The sequence below is a fragment of the Streptococcus sp. ALY_208 genome, assembly GCF_058314295.1.
Genome location: NZ_JBZFUI010000002.1, coordinates 11,588 through 35,935, shown reverse-complemented (window position 1 = coordinate 35,935; position 24,348 = coordinate 11,588). Strand labels below are relative to the sequence as shown.

The 24,348-nt window shown below is 40.7% G+C and carries 22 protein-coding genes and 1 pseudogene; 22 read left to right on the top strand and 1 reads right to left on the bottom strand.

Translation table 11 applies throughout. The features are described from left to right. The first annotated feature begins 74 nt into the window (after positions 1-74). From AC4HAI_RS02545 to AC4HAI_RS02440, 22 genes and pseudogenes are all read left to right on the top strand, one after another. Positions 75-485, top strand: coding sequence for a peptide deformylase (locus AC4HAI_RS02545; protein ID WP_491079389.1), 411 nt, complete (start codon positions 75-77; stop codon positions 483-485). 176 nt (positions 486-661) lie between these two features. Then, a complete protein-coding gene (gene ylqF, locus AC4HAI_RS02540; RefSeq protein WP_491110311.1) occupies positions 662-1,513 on the top strand; it encodes a ribosome biogenesis GTPase YlqF in 852 nt (283 codons plus the stop codon). Continuing rightward, positions 1,500-2,261: a ribonuclease HII gene (rnhB, locus tag AC4HAI_RS02535; RefSeq protein WP_491110310.1), complete on the top strand. Its 762-nt coding sequence runs from the start codon at positions 1,500-1,502 to the stop codon at positions 2,259-2,261. Before ylqF ends, rnhB begins: the two co-directional genes overlap by 14 nt. Before the next feature lie 34 nt (positions 2,262-2,295). After that, positions 2,296-3,801, top strand: a complete 1,506-nt coding sequence (locus AC4HAI_RS02530) for an ROK family protein (protein WP_491110308.1) — start codon at positions 2,296-2,298, stop codon at positions 3,799-3,801. A gap of 463 nt (positions 3,802-4,264) precedes the next feature. Continuing rightward, the gene (locus tag AC4HAI_RS02525) at positions 4,265-4,657 is read left to right on the top strand and encodes a hypothetical protein (RefSeq protein WP_491079385.1); all 393 of its coding nucleotides are present in this window, start codon (positions 4,265-4,267) and stop codon (positions 4,655-4,657) included. A gap of 188 nt (positions 4,658-4,845) precedes the next feature. Next, entirely contained in the window at positions 4,846-5,691 is an 846-nt protein-coding gene (gene dprA, locus AC4HAI_RS02520; protein ID WP_491110306.1) for a DNA-processing protein DprA, read from the top strand. A 178-nt stretch (positions 5,692-5,869) separates the two neighbouring features. Further along, positions 5,870-8,014 (top strand): type I DNA topoisomerase, encoded by a 2,145-nt coding sequence (topA, locus tag AC4HAI_RS02515; protein WP_491110304.1) that lies wholly within the window; start codon positions 5,870-5,872, stop codon positions 8,012-8,014. 235 nt (positions 8,015-8,249) lie between these two features. Further along, positions 8,250-9,683, top strand: coding sequence for a hypothetical protein (locus AC4HAI_RS02510; RefSeq protein ID WP_491110303.1), 1,434 nt, complete (start codon positions 8,250-8,252; stop codon positions 9,681-9,683). A 213-nt stretch (positions 9,684-9,896) separates the two neighbouring features. Beyond that, complete coding sequence (locus AC4HAI_RS02505; protein WP_491110301.1) at positions 9,897-11,396, top strand: hypothetical protein; 1,500 nt, start codon at positions 9,897-9,899, stop codon at positions 11,394-11,396. A 170-nt stretch (positions 11,397-11,566) separates the two neighbouring features. After that, positions 11,567-11,908 carry a polymorphic toxin type 15 domain-containing protein gene (locus AC4HAI_RS02500; RefSeq protein WP_491110300.1) on the top strand — a complete coding sequence of 114 codons (342 nt, stop codon included), beginning with the start codon at positions 11,567-11,569 and terminating at the stop codon, positions 11,906-11,908. Between the two features lie 49 nt (positions 11,909-11,957). Then, a pseudogene (locus AC4HAI_RS02495) lies at positions 11,958-12,486 on the top strand (T6SS immunity protein Tdi1 domain-containing protein). Then, positions 12,483-12,830 (top strand): hypothetical protein, encoded by a 348-nt coding sequence (locus AC4HAI_RS02490; RefSeq protein ID WP_491110298.1) that lies wholly within the window; start codon positions 12,483-12,485, stop codon positions 12,828-12,830. The pseudogene AC4HAI_RS02495 and the gene AC4HAI_RS02490 overlap by 4 nt, the downstream one beginning before the upstream one ends. Before the next feature lie 14 nt (positions 12,831-12,844). Continuing rightward, entirely contained in the window at positions 12,845-13,588 is a 744-nt protein-coding gene (locus AC4HAI_RS02485; RefSeq protein WP_491110297.1) for a PoNe immunity protein domain-containing protein, read from the top strand. Between the two features lie 790 nt (positions 13,589-14,378). Next, positions 14,379-15,500: a VanZ family protein gene (locus AC4HAI_RS02480; protein WP_491110296.1), complete on the top strand. Its 1,122-nt coding sequence runs from the start codon at positions 14,379-14,381 to the stop codon at positions 15,498-15,500. Positions 15,501-15,628: 128 nt separating this feature from the next. After that, a complete protein-coding gene (locus AC4HAI_RS02475) occupies positions 15,629-16,255 on the top strand; it encodes an SGNH/GDSL hydrolase family protein (RefSeq protein WP_491110295.1) in 627 nt (208 codons plus the stop codon). Positions 16,256-16,329: 74 nt separating this feature from the next. Continuing rightward, positions 16,330-17,175 carry a patatin-like phospholipase family protein gene (locus AC4HAI_RS02470; RefSeq protein WP_491110294.1) on the top strand — a complete coding sequence of 282 codons (846 nt, stop codon included), beginning with the start codon at positions 16,330-16,332 and terminating at the stop codon, positions 17,173-17,175. Then, positions 17,175-17,684, top strand: a complete 510-nt coding sequence (locus AC4HAI_RS02465; protein ID WP_491079379.1) for a phosphatase PAP2 family protein — start codon at positions 17,175-17,177, stop codon at positions 17,682-17,684. Before AC4HAI_RS02470 ends, AC4HAI_RS02465 begins: the two co-directional genes overlap by 1 nt. Positions 17,685-17,900: 216 nt before the next feature. After that, on the top strand, positions 17,901-18,071 hold the full coding sequence (locus tag AC4HAI_RS02460; protein WP_491079378.1) for a hypothetical protein: 171 nt from the start codon (positions 17,901-17,903) through the stop codon (positions 18,069-18,071). A gap of 311 nt (positions 18,072-18,382) precedes the next feature. Beyond that, on the top strand, positions 18,383-18,976 hold the full coding sequence (locus AC4HAI_RS02455) for a histidine phosphatase family protein (protein WP_491079285.1): 594 nt from the start codon (positions 18,383-18,385) through the stop codon (positions 18,974-18,976). A gap of 14 nt (positions 18,977-18,990) precedes the next feature. After that, on the top strand, positions 18,991-19,578 hold the full coding sequence (locus AC4HAI_RS02450; RefSeq protein ID WP_491079290.1) for a histidine phosphatase family protein: 588 nt from the start codon (positions 18,991-18,993) through the stop codon (positions 19,576-19,578). A gap of 235 nt (positions 19,579-19,813) precedes the next feature. After that, complete coding sequence (locus tag AC4HAI_RS02445; RefSeq protein WP_491079284.1) at positions 19,814-20,770, top strand: glutathione S-transferase family protein; 957 nt, start codon at positions 19,814-19,816, stop codon at positions 20,768-20,770. Between the two features lie 44 nt (positions 20,771-20,814). Further along, positions 20,815-21,912, top strand: a complete 1,098-nt coding sequence (locus tag AC4HAI_RS02440; protein ID WP_491079283.1) for a low temperature requirement protein A — start codon at positions 20,815-20,817, stop codon at positions 21,910-21,912. A gap of 62 nt (positions 21,913-21,974) precedes the next feature. Here AC4HAI_RS02440 and AC4HAI_RS02435 read toward each other — a convergent pair whose 3' ends face one another. Next, on the bottom strand, positions 21,975-24,320 hold the full coding sequence (locus AC4HAI_RS02435) for an HAD-IC family P-type ATPase (protein WP_491110293.1): 2,346 nt from the start codon (positions 24,318-24,320) through the stop codon (positions 21,975-21,977). Positions 24,321-24,348 lie beyond the last annotated feature (28 nt).

Here is a 24,348-nt window from a genome sequence, read left to right as displayed (position 1 = left end):
ACAATAAAATCTTAGGATAAGCGCTAGCGCAAATATGGTAAAATAGGAGAAAAATGTGTAGCAAAGGAATAGTGATGGAAAAAGCAATTATCCGAGATGAGTTTTTCTTGTCTCAACCTTCTAAATCTGCCACCCCAGCAGATCTTCCTCTAGCTAAGGATTTACAGGATACACTAGCTGCCCACCGAAAAGATTGTCTTGGGCTAGCAGCCAATATGATCGGTAGCAATAGGCGCGTGATTATCATCAATATGGGCCCATTTGATCTCGTTATGTTCAATCCTATCCTGATCACAAGAGCAGACCCCTATGAAACCAAGGAATCCTGCTTATCTTTATCTGGTGAGCGGTCAACCCAGCGTTATCGCAGTATTAACGTTTCCTACATGGACCAAAACTGGCAGACCAAAACTATTGTTCTAAAAGATCTCCCTGCCCAGATCTGTCAGCATGAGATGGATCACCTAGATGGTATTCTCATTTAAAAGCCCCTATTAGATAAGCTAAATGATCTATCTTAATACGTCCAACTAAACTGGATAGGATTATGGGATTAGAGAGCATAAAACTTAGAGATTTCATGCTATAATAGTTAAGATTAGCTAATATGATGAAAATAAGAGTCAGGCTACTGAAACCTGATTAGTACGAAAGGAGTAACATGGCTACTATTCAATGGTTCCCAGGACATATGTCCAAAGCACGTCGTCAGGTGCAGGAGAATATAAAACACGTTGATTTTGTAACGATCCTTGTGGATGCCCGTCTGCCACTATCGAGTCAAAATCCCATGTTAACAAAAATTGTCGGGGATAAGCCCAAGCTCCTTGTCCTAAATAAGGCGGATCTAGCTGATCCAGTCATCATCAAGGATTGGCAAGATTATTATGAAAATCAGGGCATTAAGACGCTTTTGATCAATGCCAAAGAGTCTGCCACTGTCAAAAAAATCACGGCTTCTGCCAAAGAACTGATGGCAGACAAGTTGGAGCGTCTGCGCCAGAGAGGTATCAAAAAGGAAACGCTAAGGACGATGATTATCGGTATTCCAAATGCAGGTAAGTCTACTCTGATGAATCGCCTAGCAGGTAAAAAGATTGCAGTAGTGGGGAATCGTCCTGGTGTGACTAAGGGGCAGCAGTGGCTTAAATCTAATAAAGATTTGGAAATCTTGGATACTCCTGGTATCCTATGGCCAAAATTTGAAGATCAGACGGTTGGATTAAAGTTAGCTCTGACAGGAGCTATCAAGGATAATCTTTTGCCTATGGATGATGTGACTATTTTTGGTTTGGATTATTTTAAAGCGCATTACCCAGAGCGCCTGCAAGAGCACTTCAAAGACATCGATCTTAGCTTACCTTCACCTGAAATCATCATGCTGCTAACAGAAAAACTAGGCTTTAGAGATGATTACGATCGCTTCTATAGCCTCTTTGTCAAAGAGGTCAGAGATGGTAAGCTAGGGCGCTATACACTGGATAGGGTGAGTGATTTAGATGGCGACCATTAAGGAAATAACAGAGCGTTTGGCAGGGATTACACAGCTAAATGATCCCTTATTTGAAGAGTTGTCTAAAGATGAGCGCACAGGTGTCCAAAAAGCTATCCAAAAAAAGATCAAGGAGATCAAAGCCAATCAGCTAGAGGATGAGCGTCTAGAGAAGATGTTAGCTTATGAGCGAGGACTTTATGATCAAGGGATCGAGCTGATCGCTGGAATCGATGAAGTAGGACGTGGTCCCCTAGCTGGTCCGGTCGTAGCAGCAGCCGTCATTTTACCTAAAGGCTGTAAAATCAAAGGATTGAATGATAGTAAGAAAATTCCTAAAAAAGATCATGAAACTCTCTATCAAGCCGTTAAAGATCAAGCCCTGTCAGTCGGTATTGGTATCATGTCTAATCAGGTGATTGATGAGGTTAATATTTATCAAGCGACGAAACTAGCTATGATAGAGGCCGTGAAGCAATTGGACCAAGCCCCCAAGCACCTCCTGATAGATGCCATGAACTTGGAACTAGATATAGAGCAGACAGCCATTATTAAGGGAGATGCCAATAGCTTATCTATTGCTGCAGCTTCGATTGTGGCAAAAGTAACCAGAGATAGAATGATGAGGGAGCTCGACGAGTGTTATCCAGGCTATGGCTTTTCGTCCAATGCTGGCTATGGCACCAAGGATCATCTGCGTGGTTTAAAGGAAAAAGGGATCACGCCTATCCATCGCAAGACCTTTGAGCCTATTAAATCAATGTTATGACTTGAGGAGATAAGAGCTATTATAGGAAATAGAAATGAATAAAGGAATAGAGAAAAGGATAACGACCGAGCGTGAAAAGATGTTAGCTGGACGCCTCTATAATGCGTCAGATCCAGAGCTGGTCGATCTTCGAGAAAGGGCGCGTATTATGACGCGCATGATCAATACAGAGGAACACCCAGATCAGGCAGATGTACTGATCAAGACCTTTCTTGGTCAGACGGGGCAATCAGTTAGCCTTGGTCCAGGTTTTGAGTGTGACTATGGTAGTCATATCTATCTGGGAGAAAACTTCCAAGCAGGGGCCAATACAACCTTTGTTGATGTCTGTGAAATTCATATCGGCAACAATGCTGAGATTGGTGATAATTGCCAGATTTTGACCTCTCTTCATGCCGCCAGTGATGCAGAAAAAGTATCTGGGAAGGAATTTGGAAGGCCTGTAGTCATTGGCGATAATTTACAATTAGGGAGTGGAGCCATGATTTTACCGGGCGTTACACTAGGCCACAATGTCAGAGTAGAGCCCAGCACCGTTATCACTAGAAGTTTTGGAAGTAACGTCCTAGTTGGCGGTAATCCCGCACGGGTACTTAGAGATTATTCCTATCCTTACTTTTTAACCATCGCTGTCCGAGGAACTGACATCAGGCATGCCCTTTTAGATGCCAGTCTAGATTTCTACGATCAAACGACAGTGCCAACTCCGGACAATCTCGAAGAGTTTTTAGAAACCTTGAGAGTGATTATAGCGCCTTACCGTCATCATATCCAAGGGATCGCCGTCTCCTTTCCTGGGGAAGTCAGCAAGGGAGGACGTATATTCCACAGTCATGTCCTTCCCTACCTCAAGGATTATCCCTTGGCCCAGCATCTATCAGAAGCCTTTGAATTACCAGTATCAGTGATCAACCAGACGAATGCCGTGGCACTAGCAGAGACGGCAAATGGCCCCTTAAAAGAGGTTGATAGTGGGGCTGTCCTAATGTTAGAGACAAAGGCAACACTAAGTTTGATGGTCGATAAGCATCTTGTCAGTTTTCCTTTGAGCCAACATCAGTCTAGCTATGCCAGCAAGGCTAAAAAAGATTCTCAATCCAATCGACTCGGTGCTCTTAAAGACGCCCTTGATCTCAATAAAGAGACCTTAGAAAAGCTGCTGGAGCAGACAGATCCAGCTGATCATTTTATCCAGCAGGCTGGTGAGCTGTTACAGCTAGATCAGCCAGATATACAGTCTGTTTTTGATCGTTTGAAGGATGGATCTTCTCGAGAGCTCCTAGCCTTATTTGAAGATTATTGTCGCAGAATTGCCCACCTTGTACTGACGCTTCAGATCCATACGCAGATTGATCTGGTGGTTATAGGAGGGGCGATCAGCAGCCAGCCTCTCTTGCTTGACACAGTCAAAAAAGAGTACCAAAAACTGTTTGACAGTGTTCTTGGCTCCCAGCACTTTAAGACCTTGACCATCAAGACTGCTCATTACCAAAGTGATGCCGATTTAATCGGAGCTCTTCTCAATTACCAAAAAGTATGATGAAAATGAGACGGCCGTCACCGATTTGATGGCTGATTTCTTATTATATAGACAAAAGAGTGCTAACTAATCTCAATGCTCTTTTACAGACACACAGTCAACTTATCCTGATTTTCATGAGATTGTAGTAGCAAGCACAGAAGTAAATAGTTCTAATTATAAGTCCAGTTGTTATGATGAGAAGATATTTGCGATACTTAGCAAAACAATAGTTGCTCTATTTGTCAGATTAGGGGAGTTTTAAGTTTGTTAGTGCAGTTATTGTCAATATATTGGCAACAACCTATTACTAAGAGGATAATCTCTCATACCAATAATTAAATAAGGAGTCAGCAGGATATTAACGAATCAGAAGGACAAATACCAGCAAGAATTACAGGACTTTGCCCACTATCGCTTGAAAAGGGTTTGGACAGCCATGGGAGTTTTTCCCATAGCGGCACTTTATATCATCTTTCTTATCATGATGAATACATCAAACATTGATGAGTCGAACATCAGAAAATTTAACTATATCTGCATTAGTTCCTTGCTAGCCTTTCAGATGATCTTTCTGGCTCCTCATCTTAAGAATCTGTCCCAAAAGACCAAAGCTCATCCGAACTGGCAGCAGGAATTACAAGCTAAAGTGTCTCTGACACTATCAGAGAAGTTAGTGAGTTTGTTACCAAGCTTTGGGGTCATGCTGATCGTGGTGGTAGCTTTTACCAGTTTTTATCACCCTAATAGCCGACCAGATACCACCGATGAGTACAAGGAACCTCCTTATTCTGTTCCTTCAAGCTCCAGTGAGTCTGAGATAAGGGAGGAAATGGATAATTTTAACAGTTATAAGGAGTCAAAAGACAACAAATAACAAGAGCTTAAGAGCCTAATATAAAAAAGAAGACCTGAAAATAGCCAGTATCAGCGTAAAGGTTGGGATGAAATTCCCAGCCTTTTTTACAGTTGAAAATATAATTTTACATAAATTTATTTCTAAAAATTCATAAAACAAATACACTTTTTAAAATTTTTTACGGAGAAATAGATAGAGGTGTATTTATGAATAATTTTGAACTCTTCAAGCTCAAGCAGGCTGGATTGAGTAATCTACAAGTCAATCATATTATCCATTACCAAAAGACCAGTCAACGCTCCCTATCCCTAAGAGACATGGCAGTCATCTCAGAGACTAGCAAGCCGGTTCTATTCATGGAGCGTTATAAAGCGTTAGATATCAAGGAGCTTAAGCAGACATTTAAGAAGTTCCCATCTTTTTCGATTCTGGACGAGATCTACCCAATGGCTTTGGCAGAAATGTACAACCCACCTGTCCTCCTGTTTTACCAAGGAGATTTGACACTTTTAGAGAGGATGAAGTTATCTATTGTAGGATCTCGTGATTGTTCTAAAGTTGGAGTAGCTTCTGTCCAAAAAATTATTTCAGGCCTAAAAAATAATCTTGTGATTGTCAGTGGTTTAGCCAGAGGGATTGACACAGCTGCCCACATGGCTAGTTTAAAAAATGGCGGTCAATCGATAGCAGTGGTCGGAGCAGGTTTAGACCAATACTATCCCAAAGAAAATCGGGATCTGCAAGATTACATGGCCAAGCATCATTTGATTTTATCTGAGTACGAAGCCGGTCAACGGCCACTTAAGTTCCATTTTCCAGAGCGTAATCGTATCATTGCAGGACTCTCGCAGGGGACCTTAGTTGTGGAAGCCAAGCGCCGATCGGGTAGTCTGATCACATGCGAGCGAGCCATGGAGGAAGGACGGGATGTCTATGCTGTACCCGGCAATATCATCGATGGCAAATCGGATGGCTGCCTTCATCTGATTCAAGAAGGATGTAAATGTATCACTAGTGGTCAGGATATTTTAGAAGAATATCAGCTATTATAATGAGCCTTTGCTTTTTGAACTTTATACCTTCTAAACCCTATGGCAATAGTTGATTTTACCAAATTTTAGGTGTAATTCATTATTAAGTTTTCCTATAGGAAAAACGTTTTTGATTGACAGTCCCTGAAAAGTGGGTTATCATGCTAGGAGTTTATCAAGATGAGAGGGAGGGATACTCATGGCAGTAGCAACTCAAGCTAAGACGGCAAAGAAAACCGTCAAAAAATCAGGGGCTAAAAAAACGACTAAACGATCCACACCCAAGAAAAACTTGGTCATCGTAGAGTCCCCTGCCAAGGCCAAGACGATTGAGAAGTATCTAGGACGCAATTATAAGGTTGTTGCCTCAGTGGGGCATATCCGAGACCTGAAAAAGTCCTCGATGTCTATTGATTTTGAAAATAATTATGAGCCACAGTATATCAATATCCGAGGTAAGGGTCCCTTGATTAATGATTTGAAAAAAGAGGCAAAAAAAGCCAAGCAAGTCTATCTGGCCAGTGACCCGGACCGTGAAGGAGAAGCTATTTCCTGGCATTTAGCTCATATTTTAGACCTAAATCCCCAGGAAAAAAACAGGGTTGTCTTCAATGAGATCACAAAAGATGCGGTCAAAAATGCTTTTGTTGAGCCACGAACGATTGACATGGATCTAGTAGATGCTCAGCAGGCACGTCGTGTCTTGGACCGAATTGTGGGCTATTCGATTTCACCCTTACTCTGGAAGAAGGTCAAAAAGGGTCTATCAGCCGGGCGTGTACAATCTGTTGCTCTTAAGATGATTATTGATCGAGAAAATGAGATAAAAAACTTTAAACCAGAAGAATACTGGACCATTGATGGTGCTTTTAAAAAAGGAAATAAAAAGTTCCAAGCCAGTTTTTATGGTCTCGATGGTAAAAAGTTCAAGTTGAAAACTAAAGATGACGTCCAACAGGTTCTAGCCCGTCTGACTAGTGATGATTTTAGTGTGGATAAGGTTGAAAAAAAGGAGCGCCGCCGTAATGCTCCTCTCCCTTATACAACCTCATCACTCCAGCAGGATGCGGCTAATAAGATTAATTTTAGAACCCGTAAGACCATGATGGTTGCTCAGCAACTCTACGAAGGGATTAGTCTTGGTCGTGGCGGTCAGCAGGGATTGATCACCTATATGCGGACGGACTCGACTCGCATCAGTCCAGTAGCGCAAAATGACGCCGCAAACTTTATTACCGATCGCTTTGGGCTTAAGTATTCTAAGCATGGTAATCGCGTGAAAAATGCTTCCGGTGCTCAGGATGCCCACGAAGCCATTCGCCCTTCCAGCGTGTTCAATACGCCCGAATCTATCGCCAAATACCTCAATAAGGATCAGCTTAAACTATACACTCTTATCTGGAATCGCTTTGTAGCTAGTCAGATGACAGCAGCTATTTTTGACACGATGAAGGTGACCTTGGGTCAAAATGGTGTGATTTTTAATGCTAATGGTAGTCAAGTCAAATTTGATGGTTATCTAGCTGTCTATAATGACTCTGATAAGAACAAAATGCTCCCAGAGATGGCAGAAGGCGATAAGGTCAAAAAGGTCACAACCACACCTGAGCAGCACTTTACTCAGCCGCCAGCCCGCTATTCTGAGGCTACACTTATCAAGACCTTGGAGGAAAATGGGGTTGGCCGTCCTTCTACCTATGCACCGACTCTTGAAACGATTCAAAAGCGTTACTACGTCCGTCTGGCAGCCAAACGTTTTGAGCCTACTGAGCTGGGAGAGATTGTCAACAACCTCATCATAGAGTTTTTCCCAGATATCGTTGATGTCGCCTTCACAGCCGAGATGGAAGATAAGCTCGACGGTGTGGGTGAAGGAAAGCAGAAGTGGCAAAAAGTTATTGACGAATTTTACAAACCGTTTGAAAAAGAGTTGGAAAAAGCAGAAGATGGTATCGAAAAGATTCAGATCAAGGATGAGCCAGCAGGTTTTGACTGTGATCTTTGTGGTCATCCGATGGTCATAAAATTAGGGCGATACGGTAAATTTTATGCCTGCAGCAACTTTCCAGACTGCCATAATACCAAGGCCATCACCAAAGAAATCGGTGTGACCTGCCCAACCTGTGGTAAAGGACAAGTGATCGAGCGAAAAACTAAACGTAATCGTATCTTCTATGGCTGTGATCGCTATCCTGAGTGTGACTTTACCTCTTGGGATCTCCCGGTAGGCCGTAACTGTCCCAAATGCCAACATTATTTAGTTGAAAAGAAAGTCCGTGGTGGCGGCAAGCAGGTCGTCTGCAGTAATGACGCTTGCGATTATCAGGAAGAGAAAGTAAAATGAGAGTGGATAATTTATAATTAACATGGGAGGAGACGAATTTGTTCTTCTCTTTTTTTGCTTAGTCAAAGAGGTAAAAGAGAACTTTACGGATGTTAATGAGAAACTACTTACTAAAAATTTACAAAACATAATTTTTTCTTTATAATCATTATCAGTGCTGAGCTAGTAAAACTATTTTAAATCCTGTAGCTACTACCTAGCATTTTAATTTTTAAACTTAGAAAGAGATATTTTTATGACACAGCAAGAATGGTCAGAACAATTTTTAAACCTAAACGGTCGTTATCCAACAACCGATGAGTTAGCTAAAGGATTGGCGCAAGGACTCTATACTCTTGGAGATTCAGCTGCTGCCCAAAATTCGACAGCAGCAAATGCAAGCAATCCACCAGAGCAACAGACAACAACGAATTCGCCTATGGGTTCAAATAATCAACAAGAAGCAGCTCCTTTTCAAGGGATAAATGCTCAGTCTACGCAGTCTGCTCAGCAAGCTATTAGTCCAGATTCTCCAACTTTTGGTCCAACTCCTGTAGCTAATCAGACTGCTCATCTTTTGAGTGCACAAGGATGGTTAGATCAGTTTGTTGCTTTAAATGGTCGTCAACCTAGCCAAGAAGAGTATCAAGATGCTTATAATCGAGGGCAGTTTAGGATTGAGCAAGTTCAGAATGTGCCGGCTAAAAAGCCTTTAAACATGAAATTGGTCTATCAAGTGATCCCAGTTATTGTCCTTATCAGCTTAGTGATTTTTGCTCTGTACAAGGGATTTAGCTTTGATAAAGATGACGTAGATAATAATCATCATACTTATGGACAAATCTACTGGTTTCTGATCCAAGGAGGGCTTTTTGCGACTTTTTGGAATGCTATTATTTTCTATAAAAATCATGGATTCAGTCAAACTTATGATGAAAGGACACAGGATTTCATCAAGAAGGCGCGTCAAAAATGGTTGATGGCGACTGGGCTTATCCTTAGCTTTGTTTACTTTATCACTCAGTTGATCTCGTCCTACATAGATGTGACAACTTCTATATCAGCTTATGACAGTAAATTCTATCAGTTTTACGACAATCTCTTTTCAGGGCAGTTGATGCTGACGATTGCTATGTCAGTCTTTATGATCGTCATGATGGCTATCCTATCACCGAGATGGGAACAGATAAGGATCGCCAAGTCACAGTCAGACTCTTCAAAATTCAGTTTTTTCAAGAAGATCAATCTAGTTTGGTCGCTGGGCATAGCTGCAACAGTAGCTCTACTCTTTATACTTACTGTTAATATTTACAATTATACGAGTCTTAATGGTCAATGGGAACTGACAAATACAAACCTCAATGACCATCTTAGCGGCGATAAGAACTTAGAGATTGCTGGCAAGAAAGTAGCTGGTTATGCAGTTGATGATGAGTATGAGGAAGATGATGAATATGATGAGTATGAATATATTGATCATTATGAGTTTATTTATGGTGAATTGAACTCTGAAACAAATCGTATCAAATCAACACCTACTTCCTCTGATGACGAAGATGACTCATATGTAACAGAGCGTCTCCACCAAAAAATTACCTATCGTAAAGTTGGAGGAAAGCTCAAAATAAAGGTGGATGGTAAATTTACAGCTACCTATACCAAAAAGCATGACCTATTTCATTTATTTTAGAATACGACCTTACCAGCTATCGGAGCTCCCTAAATTTAACTCGAGAGGATCTTAGTGATCTTCTCTTTTTTAACCAATTAATGGAAATTAGCATGACTTGGTAGCTAATGTTTGCTTAAATGATGTTTACATTTGAAGGCAATCTATGGTAAAATAAGAAAACATTTAGGTGCTTAAGCCGAGATACAAGTAAGATATGTAAAGGAGTTTGATATGAACACGAGAGAAGAATGGGTGAAGCAGTTTGAAGCCCTTACTGGTCGTAAGCCAACAGCTACCGAATTTACCACTGGTAAAAATACTAATTTTGACCTTAGCCAAATTTATGCCATTGCAGGCCTGCCAGAAAATCCATTTCCAAATGATCAGGCCTCTAATCAAGAAGAAGTAGTGGCAGACTCAGTAACTAGTGACTTTTCTCAAGAAACAGTAGCTCAAGATCCAGTTACTGCTACGTCAGCTCAAGATCCTTTGTCTGAGCAAATAACTCAAGTACAAGAGCAACTAGATCAACAAGCCTTGGTATCTGATCCAACTCCTAACGCTTTTGATCAAGGATCAATGACTCATTTTCCAGCAAATGATAAATCTGCTATAAGTATGCCGGGACAGGAGTCTCCATTTGCTGAACCAGCAACCCTAGGGGGACAAGACCAAGTCTCTCAGCAAGGTTCAAGTTTTGCTCAGCCTCAAATACCTCAGGGGTTCCCTCAGCAAGGCGCTTTTCAACAGTCTGGTTTCCAACAACCAGGATTTGCTCAACCTGGAATGGCGCAGCCGAGTATGACGACTAGCAGTGGTAAAGGATTGAGCCTTGTTGCTCCTATTATCTCCATTGTGCTCTCTATTCTTTTTGCCGCTTTGTCCTTTACGAAGTTATCGTTTGCCTTTTTAGGACTTGCTGTTCTTGGTCTGATTGTGGCTGTTATCTTGATTATTTTGAACAAACCAGGTACTAAACTCCTGTCTATTATAGCAGCAGTTGTTGCTGGCCTTGCGGTCATTGTCAGCATAGGTGGTGTCGTTGTCAATACTTCAAACTCTGCCGCTCAGGCTGATAAAGCCGAGCAAAAAGAAAATGCCAAAGAAAAAACGACGGTCAAAGATGACAGTACAGATAGTTCCGAGTATAGTGATGGTAGCTATAATTTTGATTGGACGATGGATCAAGTAGAAGGCCTCAAAGTTGGTAAAGATTCCGTTGCTGATATTGTGGGGGATCATGGTAAAGCAGAAACGGCTGAGATTTCTGGTGATACGCTCAGTTTAACCTATGAAAAGAGTGACTTCGATCTTCAAAATAATATTCAGCTAATATTTACTAAACAGTACGATGGTACTTGGATCCTTGAGTCTTATGATGGCGCCTTTGAAGCTGATGATGTTGATACTCAAGGGGACAGCTATCAGTCTGATTGGACAAAGGCTGATTTTGACGCTCTGAAAGAAGGCGATTCTTCCACAGGTAAAGGTGGCACATCATGGAGTTCTATCAAGGATAAACACGGTGCTCCTAGCGAAGCCTACTATACCATTGAAAGTGGAATTGACAGTGAATCCAAACCTGAAAAAGGTCTTAAGGTCACATATGAGGACAGTTCTGCCACAGGAAATAAAGCAGAAAGTGTGTCTTTGAGTTTTGTGTCAACGGATGATGGGGACACTTATAAACTCTGGTACAAATCTGGTACTGGTGCCGGTATTGATGAGTAAGCTAGCCTGATGAAAAGAACTTTATTTAATTTTTTATCGGGGCTATAGATTTCGTTAGCATTATAAGCTATTGCTTATAGTTGTAAAATTTAAATAGGAAGCAGATGGTATTCATCTGCTTTTTCGAATCTCTTAGGTCAGTTTTCTGTCTAAAGCTATATCAAAAAAACTTGGTATGTATCACTTTATCAGTTGATATGACACGTCTTGATGAGGTTCAGGTAGAGTTTAAGCATAATCCAAACCATGACGAAATGGAGTTTTCTCGCCAGTTAGCCAATCAGGAAAAAGGTATGAATGAACTGACGGTTCAGGAATACCTTGATAACCGTAAGAAGTATATAGCAGAGGGACGTTCTATAGAGGGGAAAGCAGCTCAGAAGGCCGCCCGCGAGGAAGTATTAACTGATAAAATTGATGAACTAGTTGATTCAGGATTATCACAATCAGAAGCAAAGGCCCAAGCAGAAGAATGGTTGGATACTCAGGCAGCTCTTCATAATCCTGATTAAATTGCAAAACACTTATTTAAATGTTAAACTAACTTATTAGGAGGGACATATGCTTAAAGACTTTCATAAGGTGGCAAATATGCCTCAAGAAGTAATTGAAAAATAGTGCCTACTGAATTGCTTGAGATTTGGCAGGAAGATGGTTTAGGAACTTTCCTTAATGGCTATCTCAAGGTCATTAATCCAGAAGAATACCTTGAGTTGGTGGAGAAAACTTACTTTAGAGGAATTTCATCTGTTCCTATATTTGTTACTCCTTTTGGAGATTTAATTGTTTTAGAAAAACATGGCTACATTGACATTATTAAATATAAGGATGGTAATTTTCATGTTATGACAAAAAAATGTCTCATTTTTTAATGTTTATACATGATAAAAGCTTCACAGATGACTATTTTGAGCTCCCTCTTTACCAAGAAGCCGTTGAAAAGTATGGTCAACTGGATTATGACCAATGCTTTGGATTTGTACCTTTGCTAGCTTTAGGTGGTTTTAAAGATGTCGATCATCTGGATAAAGTTAAAATTTTTGAACATATTTTACTAATTACGCAACTAGCTGGTAATTTTGGCATGTGATAAGCTATCGAGATGCTCCTGATAGTCTTGACGCCAAGCTAGAAAAAGGAATTGACGGGATCTACATCAATGATAGTGGTCACCCAAAAGTTGTCATTGATGAAGCAAAATTTGGGAAATCTTGCCTGAATCCTAAAACAGCTGATGGTAAACAGATGAGCCAAGAGTGGATAAAGAATAGGATACATAAAGATAATTTTGCAAGCTTAGACGACTATAGATCTGTTCGTGATGCTATAAGAAATGGTGACTACGAATCTGTGTTAAGTAAAATTGATGGGAACGGTAAGATTATGCGTTTCCGCTTAGATGATGACGGCAATATTATTGGCAGATGGTCATAAGAAGAGGTGTAACTATGGAAGTCAGAGATCATTTAAATACGCTAGATAATTATCAGCAGTTGCTAAAATATAATGAAGAAGATAATGAATACCTTCTGGAAGATATTGAATCTTTGGAAGATAGTGAACAAAGAGGAATTCAGAAACATAAACTTTCAAATAGAGAAGTTATACGAAATACACAATTTTTTATTTCAAAAAATTTTTATGAAATTTTTAAAGCTAAGTACTCTGCTGGTTACCCAATTTCTGATGTCAGAAAAGCTTTTATGGATTACCTCGAAGTTAAAGCTCCGGTTCTCAATGGCAAAATTCACTACTTAGATGACTTAGACGTTATTTCTGTGGGAATTCTCTTAGAAGTCGACGCTGATACTATGGCACCTTTTATAGAGAATATCGCTCAGGTCAACTATGAAGATGCTCTTTTGGATTTTCTGATTCGCTATTATCGTCCTGACTGGCCACAACATGAGGAGATTCAATTTAAGCGCCCCTATGCTCATGCGCAAAAGATCATTGAAGCACCTGACAAAGAAAAAGCGGTAGTAGCACTGCGTAACTATATTTTTAGTAAGTGGTACGCAGGGTCTAATGATGCGCCGTGGTACAATAGTCACAAGTCCAAAAATCCAGCCTTTCATGCAGGGTACTGGAGTTTTGAAGCAGGTGCTATTGCTAAGATTTTAGGTTTAGATGATAGCAGTCTTAAAGATCAGCAATACTACCCTTATGACTTAGTACATTGGGAGGATTAGATAAAGATTAGACCAAAAGAGGGGGACATGGGTTCCCTCTTTTGATATAATCAAAGTTAAAAAATGATCTAGTGTCATAAATTTCCACTTAATACCCTATCCCTCCTTAGACAAGCGGTAAGCGCTTGGAAATAAGTGGGAAAAATCTCGTTCAATTAAGGAGATAGAACAACATCATTTGTTATTATCTCAATGATGCGAGAAGATTGCAACTTATGTCTAGTATTATAAATAGTTAATTTAGTCACCTGGTGGAGCCTTTGAAATTAAAAAATTAATAGTAAAATGAACTAAAATATAGTAGAATACAATATAAGAGGTATATTGTTGTAGTTGAAAACTATTGATTTATTATCAGTTTCTGCAAGCAATTTACCATGACTTAGAATAGGAAGGAAATGAACTATGAGTGTTGGACGTGTTCTTTGGTTAATTTTAGGTATTTTATTGACATTTGTTGTCTTAACAAGACCCTTATCTCCCGGTCCTTTAGGGTATGTGATGGGTCAACTATTTAGCCGAGTAGGTTTACCAGCTTTATGTTACTACTTAGCATTTCGTCGGAAAAAATAATGTCATTCGAGAGAGGAGATTGAGTGACATCATTTTTAATCTTTTAATTCATTGCTGTCTATATTAGCCTCGACCCTAAAATGAATTGTTTTTGTTAGTGTAGCTACTTAATTCATTTTTAATTTTGTATAGAAATGTGATACACTACTTAGTGAGTGGTTTGTAAAATTATAACTACGTTGATAAGTATCTATTTACAAAAGATAAAGGAGCCAATATGGATAACAAACAAGATTGGGTTGTTCAGTTTGAGAAAGTGATGGGACGGAAGCCAACGGCAGATGAGTTTGCTAAGGGAAAAAACAGTAACTTTGACAGTTCTCTAATCCCTCATTTATTTGTAGGAAAACAGCCTGAGTTCTCAGGAAAAACAGACAATCCTTCAGTACAAGATCAATCAGTAGCTTTTGGAATGCCTAAACTACAAAGTAATAAATCTCGATTCGTCAGCCTCATTCTATTAGTTGGGATTATAGTCTTGTCTTTGATTAGTGCTGGCTTAGGTTTTACTAAAGTTGGTATTTTCTTTGCTGGATTTGCTTTCGTCTTGATGTTGGCTTCCATCATTTTGCTGATATTAAATTTTCAAGGTAAACGACTTGCCTTCACAGTTGCTACTGTAGTGGCCTTACTGGCTTTTCTTATCAGTGTCGGTGAGGTCTTTACAAGAATAACTCTTGATGCAAAAGCAAGGGAAGAAAAGCTCCAGAGTCATATCTACCATGGTATCAAAGATAATAGTGAAGATACCAGCATTTACTTAGATGGTGATTATCAATTTGACTGGAAGCAAAAAGATATTGAGGAATTGACATTTGGAAAAATGACTGTTGCTCAGATTGTTGATAAATACGGCAAGGCCACCAAAGTTAAGAAAGCTAAAAAGGAATTAGAGCTGACTTACAACCTTAATAAGGATGAAGAATATAGTATTTATGTGACAACAACATTTAAAAAATCAAAAGAAGGTCGTTGGGTCTTGACTCATGTTAGCAGTTCTTTCAAAGGTGATTTTAGCGAAATGACCCCGGTAAGTGAGTATAATTCTGATTGGACAACATCGGAAGTAAATGATTTTAATGTGGTTGAAATTGATGGAAATAATAAAGATTATAAGGGTGGGACAACTTGGTCCAGTATAAAAAATAGGCATGCAAAGCCAACAAAAATTTACCATCAAACTGCTAGGTCAAGGAATCCTAAGGATGATCGAAGATATATCAGAGTTGAATATCAGGATAATACACCTTCAAAAGGTAAAGCTACTATGGTTCTCTTAGACTTTATATCTAAGGATGATGGAAAAAACTACTATCTTTGGAATAAAGCAGCTGCTTGATAATAATGTATAGTTGGATCTAGCTCAATCTATCAAAACGGCAGGAAGTATAATTTCCTGCCGTTTTGATATGACAAATGGTTCCCTAAAAAGTGGAAAACATAGAATAATTCTGCTAGACTAATCGTATGACTATGGAATCTGCACATGATCCTGCCTTAGCACAGCATCGCAAAGAGCGCTGCCAGATATTTGCGACTGAGTCTGCTAAGACAGGTGTTATATTATTTTTAGGGAGCTCGCTGGTAGAGTTCTTTTCTTTGAAGAAGTTTTTAGGGCACGACTTACCTCTGGTTAATCATGGGATTGCTGGCCTAACGGCTCATTGGATGGCAGGGCATATCCCTGATCTTCTGGGACAGGTTCAGGCAGAGAAGATATTTTTGCTGATTGGCACTAATGATTTGGGAATGGGCTACAGTGCAGCAGATACGGCTATCAGCATTGAGGAGGTTCTGGCCGACTTGAGAGAGTTGGCGCCGTGGAGTCGTGTCTATCTCATATCTGTTTTACCTGTCAACGAATCTGAGGCTTATAAAGAACGTGTTAAGATCAGGAAAAATGACATGATCCAGTCTTTGAATAAACAGCTTGCCAATTTACCTGGTGTTGAGTTTATCGATATTTTTGATTCCTTACTGGATCCCTCAGGACAGTTAGCTGAGTCTTGGACGACAGACGGACTCCATCTAAGCCAAGCAGGCTATGCTAGGTTAGCTGAGGGGCTGTCAGCCTATCTTGATGAACCTCGCTAATCCTAAGACTTCAGTCGTATGGATGCAATAAAACCTTGGGCAGGCAGGAGTTGAAATGGTTTGAAGGAGAGACAATGAAAGTTGGATTAGTATTAGAAGGCGGCGGTATGAGAGGTCTCTATACTGCAGGTGTCTTAGATGCATTTTTAGAGACTGGGATTGAAGTCGATGGGATTGTTGCTGTTTCAGCGGGCGCTTTGTTTGGTGTCAATCTACCATCTAAGCAAAGAGGACGCGGGCTGCGCTACAATAAAAAATATATCGGCCATAAAAACTATATGAGTTTGTGGTCTTGGCTTCGCACCGGAAATTTTGTTAATAAAGAGTTTGCCTATTACCAAGTTCCTTTAGCTTTAGATGTTTTTGATCAGAAGACCTTTGAAGAATCAGGAACGGATTTTTATGCTGTGGCAACAGAGGTTGAGACAGGAAAGCCAGCTTATTTAAAGGTGAGAGATGTCTTTAAAGACATGGAGATTTTGCGGGCCAGTTCAGCTTTGCCCCTAGCTTCTAAGATGGTTGAATGGCAGGGCAAGCACTATCTCGATGGTGGCTTGTCAGACTCGATTCCAGTAGATTTTGCACGGCAACAAGGCTATGATAAGCTCATCGTCGTTCAAACACGACCGCTGGCCTATCGCAAAAAACCGTCGAATGGATTCCTTTATAAAATGGCCTATCGCAAGTATCCTAAGTTTATCAAGGTAGCCAGTCAGCGATGGAAAACCTATAACCAGACGATAGAGGAAATTTTACACCTAGAGGAAGAAGGGGAGCTCTTTAGTATTCGGCCAGGATCAGATCTAAAGATTGGACGCTTAGAGACAGATCCTGACAAACTAGATGAGATCTATCAGCAGGGACTAGAAGATGGTCGGAAATATATGCCTCAGCTGATCACTTACCTCAAGGAGTCGTGATGAAGGATTATGCACAGTTCTACAAATGGCTAAGTGCCCCCTTTCGTCATTATCCAAGTGCTTTGATCCTTCTTAAAGGGTTCAATCAAGTCTTAACAGTCTATATGTACCTGCTTTACCCTTTTATTCTCGGTCACCTATTAGTAAACAGACAATGGCAGGATTTGTTCTTAAATCTGTCTCTACCAGCTCTTAGCTTCCTTGCTGTCAGTTTTTTTAGGCACTATTATAATCGTCCAAGACCCTATGAGAGTTGGGAAATAGAGCCTCTTTTACAAAAAGAAACAAAGGGGCACAGTCTGCCTAGCCGTCATATTTTTTCTGCCTGCTTGATCAGCTGTCTTAGTCTCCAACTGAGTCCAGGACTGGCTGCATTAAATCTTTTCCTATCCGCCATTCTTGGTCTCATTAGAGTAATTGGTGGCGTTCATTATCCCCGTGATATCTTTTGGGGCTACGGCTTAGGGATCGCTGTAGGACTCTCTCAGGTCTGCTTACTGATCTTATAGGACTGCACTGCTAGGTGCGGTCTTTTTTTCTGTCGCTAAAATGGCTGATTAACATAAAATCAAGCATTAAAAACAGCACTTCATGATAAAAAATTAACAATTCATGATATTAGTCTTTGAAATAATCATCAAATGAGTATAATAATAATTGTTGTTAACTCCTAACAGCGATACAAAAAGGGAAGAATAAAATTTTATCAAGTAGAGGTTCACGTGATGTTAATAAAACGTAATTTAGTAACGATACTTTTTGCTCTATTTTTCTTCTTAGCCTTTAAGCTGATTGCTAATCAGTGTCAGATCTGGAGTTATTTTTACAACGGCTTAGCTTATGGTATTCCAGCCACAATCATTGTGCACAGCTTGCTCAACATTGAAGAGCAGTGATATAGCTACAGTTGGTCGTATTTTAAGGGATTATGAAAAGAAAGTTTATTGAGACCGATTTAATATCATAAAGCTATTTAGAGGTGGCTAGTCCTGGATTGGAGAGGGACTAGCCATTTTTTGTTTAAGTCAATAGACTGAGCAAAACGCCCTTTAAATGAGTTATAGCTTCTAGGCTCCTGACTGCAACACTTTTACCAGCTAATGATGTTATTACCATAGGATAGTATGACTTTTTCCAATCATTAGCATAGACGAAGAAACTTCGGTCGTCTTATAATGCTCTTATGAAAGCTAGGAAAGGAGTGCCTATGAAAAGAATTTATTTGATGAGACATGGTGAGACCCTTTTTAACACTCAACATCGAGTACAAGGTTGGTGTGATTCTCCCTTGACGGCGCTTGGGATTGAGCAAGCTCAAATGGCGGCAAAATGGTTTAATAGGAGGGAGATTGCCTGTGATGCTCTCTATGCCTCTACTCAGGAGCGAGCACGAGACACGGCTGCTATAGTAGGCCAGAGGGAGGATGTGATTCTCCTGAAAGGTTTGAAAGAGATGAATTTCGGCCAATTCGAGGCCCAGCCTGAGATCTTATTACCCAAGTTCCGAGCAGGAGCCAAGTCTTTTGAGGATTTATTGGTTCCATATGGTGGAGAGGATATTCTATCCGTTGGCAAACGTGTTTTTGAGGCCCTACAAGAAATACTTAATAATGATGGTCATACGGTCTTAGCAGTGAGTCACGGGGCTGCGATGTGGGGATTGATGCAGTACCTAGAGATTTCTTTGCCAGATGGGATATGGTTTGGTAATTGTGCCATTACTGACTTTGTAGTAGAGGGGGACCGTTTTCAGCTGCAAGCCATTATAGATCCGATTTCTGATAAGGAGGTAATCATTTGAAGATATTATATCTAATGCGGCATGGGCAAACACGCTTTAACGTGCAAAAGAGAATACAAGGAGCGTCTGACTCTCCCTTGACGGAATTAGGAATAGAGCAGGCAAAGACAGCAAGACGGTATTTTCAAGGAGCAGGCATGACCTTCGATATGGTATTCTCATCTACCCAAGAGAGAGCCAGCGATACAGCAGAGCTTGTTTCAGGACAGCCCAATATCATTCGTCTAAAGGGACTCAAAGAGATGGATTTTGGTGTTATGGAAGCGCAGCCAGAATACCTTAATCCCCCTCTACATAAGGATGGAACAGGCTATCGTGATGCATTTGTTCATTATGGTGGAGAAGATACTATGGCTGTGCGCAAGCGCATGGTTACGACAGTGACAGAACTCATGGAAGCGCAAGAAGATGGATCAACCATTTTATGTGTCAGCCATGGAGCGGCTATCTCTCAATTCTTTAGAGGGGTTCTGGATGCCCCTCCCTCAATCAAGGGAATGAAAAATTGTGCCATTCTCAAGTTTACCTATGAAAAGGCTAAGTTTGATATGGACTATGTTTATAATCCGGTAGAGGACCAGTTTCTTTACCGAAAGCCCTAGTATCGGTTAGTAGACTGGAGGAGATACTGATCGCTAACCTTCTCTACCTGAATTAGTAATCAATAGAAGGCAGGATTTTTGTCCTAGTCTTTTTTAATAGTCTCAGATCATTTAGAAAACGAACAGAGCTTTCACTTGTATTTAATACTAACTAGTGATATTATAAGTCTAATTAGGAATAAAAAGTTAGTGAAAGCAGCAGTAGCCACTATTTTTTATAGAAAGAGGTAGTCAGATGGGATTATTAAAAAATGGCCATTGGATTGATCAATGGTATGATACGGAGTCTACAGGTGGTCAATTTGTACGTACTAAAACTCAGTTTAGGAATTGGGTGACGGTAGATGGTAGAGCTGGCGTCACAGGTCAATCAGGCTTTAAGGCAGAGTCTGGACGTTATCACCTCTATGTATCTCTGGCTTGCCCGTGGGCCAGTCGAACCCTCATTATGCGTAAGCTAAAAGGATTGGAGCAACATATCAGCCTTTCGGTTGTCCATCCTTTGATGTTGGAAAAGGGCTGGACTTTTCAGGAAGGAGAAGGGGTGATTGCTGATAGTATCAACCATGCTGATTTTCTTTATCAGGTCTACTTGGCTGCTAAACCTGATTATTCAGGGCGCGTGACAGTACCAGTTTTATGGGATAAGAAGACTGAGACAATTGTCAGCAATGAATCAGCAGATATTATCCGCATGTTTAATAGTGCCTTTGATCACATCACTGGTAATACGGAGAATTATTATCCAGCTGACTTGCAGGATCAAATTGATGACATGAATCAATTTATTTATCCTAATATCAATAATGGCGTTTATAAAGCTGGTTTTGCGACGGCTCAGGAAGTTTACGTCTCAGAGGTAGCCAAGCTCTTTGACGCTCTTGATAAGTTGGAGCTCTTACTGGATGAGCAGGACTATCTAGTTGGTAATCAATTCACTGAAGCCGATATTCGTCTCTTTACGACCTTGGTTCGCTTTGACTCAGTTTACTACGGCCATTTCAAGTGTAATCTCAAGCGTCTAGTAGATTATCCTAATCTATGGGATTATACCAAGCGTATCTACCACCTTCCAGGTATCGCTGAGACAGTAAATTTCGATCATATCAAGAAGCATTATTATGGTAGTCACAAAACTATCAATCCAACTGGTATCGTACCATTGGGGCCTGTGATTGATTGGGAAGCCTAGGCTGTTTTATTGACTTTTACTGACCTATACTTTATCATGGGAATATGAAAAGTATTATTCCCAAAAAAGTGTCCAACTACGAGCTCTTCTATGATCTCGTATTTGTTTTTGCGGTGTCAGTTTTGACAGGAATGATGCATGGTGAGGGTGTTCATATAACTCTCCTTAGTTATTTACAGTTTATCATTGCCTTTATCATGTTGATTAAGCTGTGGTTCCATGAAACCATGTACCTTAATAAATATGGGGAACGCGATCTCATGGACATTGTCACCATCATTCTCAATATGTTTGTCATTGGTTATATGGCTAGAGAATTGACGCTGGAATGGCAAAAGACCTATATATCCTTCAATGTTCTCTTTCTCCTGAGCAATGTCTCGGTTCTCATGCAGTATATCCTGAGAGCCAAGCGGATAGGTGGTTTTAGCAAAACCATGATCTATCACATGAAAGACATTGGAGTAGATATGCTCGTTCAGACGATTTGGTTTATCTGGCTGAGCAGGGATTCTCAGATGAGCATTTTATGGTCCTATCTTTTCTATGGCTTGAGTTTCTTATATGTGTATCTGACACGGTCTAAAAAAGAGGAAGACAAGGCTAATTTTCCCCATTTAGTAGAGCGGCTTCAGCTGATTAGTATCATTTACTTTGGCGAAGCTATTATCGCTAGTATCAAGACCTTTGATCTTGATACTCATATGCTGGAAGCTATCCTGAGCTTTGCCATGATTGGGCTGATGTTCATCGCTTATATCACTCAAACAGCCGTCATCATAAATCATCATCAACAGCGCACAGGTCTGAGAATGGTCTATGTCCATATGGTCTTACTTCTCAGTGTCCTCTTTACCACATTGATGATTGAAATGGCAGAACTGCCGCATCATTTCCATGATGCTAAAAATCTAGCTATCTTAGGCTTAGCGATTTTCTACAGTACCTTACAATTCTTATCCTCCTATAATCGTCAGGCAATTTTACTAACACCTAGATGGCTAGGTATTCATCTATTTGTCCTGGGGTTAGCACTGCTTCCCATGATCATTTTTGCACATGCACCGGAGCAACTGTTAATGTTTGGAGTTCTAGCAGGACTAGGACAATTTGCAGTCGTCTGGTATCGCCTTCCATCTTGATAAAAGCTTGAGCTGTTTACTAGTTGTAATAAAAAAATAAGATTCGTTAGAATCTTATTTTTTTATTGATTAAAGCGGTCGGATTGATCCTGACGATAGCTAATCCAGAAATAGATTGGAGTAAAAATCAGCATCAGTCCAAGAAAGAGTGGCAGGGTATGCTGAGTCATAGGGGCTACCTGAATCAATCCATGTAAATAGTAAGAACTAATGAAAAAGCCAAAGATAGAATAGATAATCAGAGCGATCCGAGGCCAGCTCAGAGGCAGGCAGGCCTTAATAACCACCAATAACCCTGTAGCACCAAGAATGTAATAAGAGAGACTAGCCATTTCGCTAGGACTGATCACTCCTGCTAGGCGTAGGCTATGGAAGAGTAGAACACTGATCACCACCAAGAGTGCATTGGGTAACGATAGCCACAGTGATCGCTTGAGGAAATGTTTTTTAACTGGCTGAATATTGCGCTCAAAAGTCAGAACAAAGGGAGGTAAGCCCTCAATAAATTGCCCTTGCAATGTCATCTGTACTTGAATAAATGGAAAAATCAAAAAATATTCTGGTTTTCCGAGCAACATACTTGCGATACAAAATAGACCGATTAAAAAAGAATAGACAGCCTTAATGAGGAAAATAGGTGCGATATGTGCAATGTTATTGACCACACGACGCCCTTCAAAGAGGATTTCTGGGATGTCGTTGAAGTCAGAATCCAGCAGAACCAGATTGGCAATCTGGCGAGTCGCAGGATCCCCTTCAGCCATAACGATAGAGCAGTCAGCTTCTCTCAGAGCCAAAATATCATTAACCCCATCACCAGTCATAGCAGTCGTGTGTCCTTTAGACTTGAGCGTCTCGATTAAGAGCTTCTTTTGATGGGGAGAGACACGGCCAAAGATAGCAGTGTCCTCAGCTAGAGCAACCAAAGTATCATCGCTAATCTTAGAGCAATCAACATAGCTGTCATAATCAACAAAACCAGCCTCCTGAGCGATATGAGAGACGGTGATAGGATTATCTCCAGAGATGATCTTGAGTAGTACATCTTGGGAGCGTAGGTAGTCAAGAGTTTCTGCAGCACCCTCCCGAATAGGATCGGTGATCTCAAGCAAGGCTAGGGGTTGGATATCTTCTGGAAGTCCCATATGAGTTTTGTCCAGTTGGTAGGGGCTGTGTGACAAAATGAGGACTCGAGAACCACGGGCCTGAGCTTCCTCGATGGCTGGCAGACTGTGATCCAGCAGCATCTCAGGAGCCCCTAGAAAAAGTGAGCCTATACGATCAATCTGGACAGCTCCCCATTTACGGGCACTTGAAAAGGGAATAGAATCCTTTGCTTCATAGTCGTGTGAGATATCTCCGTAGAGATCACGGATGGCACGAGCTGTTGAATTATGATCGTCACTGGTCTGGGTATAAATAGCTAGTAGTTGCTCAAGAGTTTCTTGATCAAACCGATCTGTCAGGGGTTGCATAGCTTCGACAGTCATCCGTCCTTGCGTGATGGTACCAGTCTTATCCAAGCAGAGGACATCCACCCGAGCTAGGGTCTCAACAGAATACATTTCTTGTACCAGAATATGGTTGAGTCCCAGTTTAATAACAGCAGTCAGTAAGGAAGTGATCGTCAAGAGGGCAATGCCTTTTGGAAGCATTCCTAGCAGAGCTGTTGATGTCGTGACTACTGAGTCCTGTAAAGGCAGCTTGGCCAGTACAAAAGTTTCGACAAAGAGCGCTAAACTAAAGGGAACAATAATCTTACCGGTGAAACCTGCAAGGCGATCCATATTGTAGAGAATGCGTGAAGTAATAGGCTTGTGAGTCTTAGCTTCCAGCATAAGCTGGCTAGCATAGTTCTCCGAGCCGACATGGGTGACCCTAGCATAGACTTGGCCGCTGACCAGATAGCTACCAGAAAGTAGCTGGCTATCCACATCCTTTAAAATAAGATCGCTTTCCCCTGTCAGCATAGCTTCGTTGACCTCAGCAAAGCCAGAGACAACAGTTGCATCACTTGGCACCTGCTCTCCAGCAGATAGGAGTAAAAGATCATCCACCACGATAGCTTCTGGATCAATAGACTGACTCTCACCATCTCTCACCACCTGTACCTGGTCTTTATTCATAAGATTGAGCTTATCAATAGTGCGTCTAGCCCGCCACTCTGTCAGGATACCCGAAGCGCTATTAAGGACGATAATAGCAAAGAAAAAAGTATTAGACCAAGCACCGACAACTGCCAAGGCCAAAAAAATAAGCAAATTGAGGAGATTAAAAGGGGTAAACACATTACGAATAAAAATCTCCCAGTTGCTGGAACTCGTTTTGACTTTGAAAGCGTTCACTTTCTGCTGATCGATACGTTGGTTGACCTCTTGTGTTGTCAGGCCTGAAAGTCTGTTTGTCATGTTTCCATACTAGCATAGTTTTGCCTTT